This window comes from Actinomycetota bacterium (assembly GCA_036280995.1).
GTDB lineage: Bacteria > Actinomycetota > CALGFH01 > CALGFH01 > CALGFH01 > CALGFH01.
In genome coordinates this window covers 1-2,635 of sequence record DASUPQ010000781.1, presented here as the reverse complement: position 1 = coordinate 2,635, position 2,635 = coordinate 1, and the positions used below count along the sequence as shown (strand labels likewise).

The window sequence follows — 2,635 nt, the reverse complement described above, 5'->3', positions numbered from 1 at the left end:
CGGCACGTTCCTGGCCCAGGTGGTCGCCAACGTGTTCCCCGACCGCACCGGAGCACTCCTGCTCGACGCGGTGGTCGACCCCGCCTGGGCCAGTGGACCCGCCGGCACCATTTCGTGGGCCCGAGAACACGCCGACCAGGCGAGCTGGTCGACGTTGCGGCGGTTCTTCCGACTCTGCGACCAGGCCGGGCGGGAGCGATGCTCGTTCGCCGCCGGCCGGCCGCAGGCAAAGTACGCCGCCCTGGCCGCCAGGCTGCGACACGACCCGATCCACGTTCGGGTGCCGGGCCAGGGTCGGCAGGTGCTGGGCTACCCCGATCTTGTCGGTGACACGCTGTCCGGCCTGTACAACTCCTTCAAGTGGCCACTGCTGGCCGACCTGTTGCAGGCGGCTGACGTCGGGGACCGCCGCACGCTCGGCCGTCTCCTGGCCCAGCTCGGCGAGCCGTCGACACCGACGTACGACAACTACCGCGACGTAGGGCTGGCGATCACCTGCGGCGACACCGACAACCCAGGCCGGTTCGGCCGCTACGCCGAGGTGGCACGCACGCGCGACGCAAGGGTCGCGCCGTACTTCGGATCCATCTGGGCCTACCACCCGATGGTGTGCGCCGCCTGGACCGGCCGTTCCACCGAGCGGTACACCGGACCCTGGACCCCGCGGACCACCCAGCCGGTGCTGCTCATCACCAGCCGGCACGACCCCGCCACGCCCTACCGCAACGCCCGCAAGGTTGCCCGCCTGATCCCCAACAGCGCCCTGATCACTGTCGACGGCGTCGGTCACGGGGGACTGTTCGCGAGCAGCTGTGCGGCGCGGCTGGCCACCCGCTACCTGCTGACACGCGCGACACCCGAACCCGGCACCAGATGCAAGCCGGACATCACGCCCTTCGGGGCAGCTGCACCAAGCCATCGGCCCGTGGCCATCCCGCAGGCCCTGCAATGACCAGCTCCAGAGGCCACCGGGCACAGCTCGGCCCGCTGCCGCTCAATGACCGGGGAGAACAAGACCGATGAGCGATCACCGCCCTCACACGCCGAAAGCCGTCGCTATCGGGGTCGCCGTTGCCGTGGCGATAGCCGGAGTCGGTGCGGCGTGGCTGTTCAACGAGCATTCCCGGACCACAGCGGTCCTTGTTGCGGTCATCGTGATCGGCGGCGCCCTGCTCGGCGACCTAGTGGTCCGATGGAGACGCCGCCGTGGCGACGGGGTTCGGTCTCGCCGGCGTCGAGGTTGACTTCGCATTCGTGGAGCATCGGCTGCCCGAACACGGCGGATCGTTCACAGCGCGGCTTGCCTGGCGAGGCGATGCGCCAGGGTGAGGCCGGTGAGCACCGGGTTCGCCGACCCCACCGTGGGGAAGATCGCCTGGTCGCAGCAGTAGGCGTTGCCGACATGGTGGAAGCGGCCGAACGGGTCGGTCACCGAGGTGGCGGGGTCTTGGCCCATCCACAGCGTCCCGGACTCGTGGTAGGTGGTGCCAAGCCCACGGTGCCAGTCCGGGAACGGGCGGTCGAGCGGGTACGGCTGGGTCTGCCAGGCACCGTCGTAGAGGTACTGGATCCGGTGCGGGGTGCCGGCGACCGCCTGCGCCAGCCGGAGCGCAGCGGCGTCCATCGCCTGCCAGGTCTGCTGGTCACCGGGTGAGGCGATCAGCTGCGCGTAGGCGCGGGGCAGCCCGAACTCGTCGGTGTCGAACGGGCTCAGGTTGATCCAGCTGCGCTGCGGATGCGGTACGGCGGTTGCGGTGTCGCCGGTCATCTCGCCGATCCCGCGCAGCGTGAGCGGCAGCCAGTCGGGATCGGTGTTCTCCAGGTGCGCAGCCAGCTCGTCCATGTCGGGCAGCATCTTGAACAGCAGCTCGTCGGAGCCGCCACGGCTTGTCGAGGCGGTCAGCTGCAGGTGGAACGCCCCGGTCGGGCTCGCCCCGCGCACCAGTGCGGCGGCGGTCTGCACACGACTGGGCAGTGGCGGCAGCGCGTCGCGGTGGATGCGCACGGTGAGGTCGGTGCGCACGTGGGCCATCAGGTTGCGGCCCATCAACGGCGACGGGAAGGACGCCAATGCCAGCCGGGTGCTCTCGATCGCGCTGGCGGCGAGCACCACCGTGCAGTTCGGGCCGGCGCCGAGGAGGTGCCGATGGCCATCGATGTCGACCTCGATCGCCTGCACCACTCCGCTGGCCGTGTGCAGCCTGGTGACGTGTGCGCGGGGCACCACGAACAACCGGCGCGCGGCGTCGGACCCGCCCGAACCGCGGATGTCGCGGCGGACCGCGTCGATCAGCAGCGGCAGGCTGCTGTACTTGTCGAACCCGAACAGCCCAGACACCGGTGGGCTGCCCTGCACCGCCAGCGGCGCCGGCTGCACGACGCTGAGCCCGGGCACCGCCGCGGCGCCGGTGACCACGGCGGGGAACAGCGCGTCCTGCAATTCGCCGAAGATGAAGTCGGTGGCCGGGACGACACCGGTTTCGCTTTCCACGTCGGCGTAGTGCTGCTCCAGGTACGCCGCGACCGGGGCCGGCCAGCGTGCCAGGTCGGCCGCGGTGAGCCGGGGACACCAGCCGCCCCAGTACAAGGACTTGCCGCCCAGGCAGTACGCCAGCCCGGGGAACTCCACGTTGCC

The 2,635-nt window shown here is 70.9% G+C and carries 2 protein-coding genes; one reads left to right on the top strand and one right to left on the bottom strand.

Annotated elements, in window-relative coordinates; genetic code table 11:
* Positions 1–952 (top strand): alpha/beta hydrolase (locus tag VF468_26120; GenBank protein ID HEX5881763.1); only part of this gene is annotated, 952 nt, incomplete at its 5' end.
* Between the two features lie 336 nt (positions 953–1,288).
* Here the strand turns inward: VF468_26120 and VF468_26115 are convergent.
* A partial coding sequence (locus VF468_26115; protein HEX5881762.1) for a GMC oxidoreductase occupies positions 1,289–2,635 on the bottom strand: 1,347 nt, incomplete at its 5' end.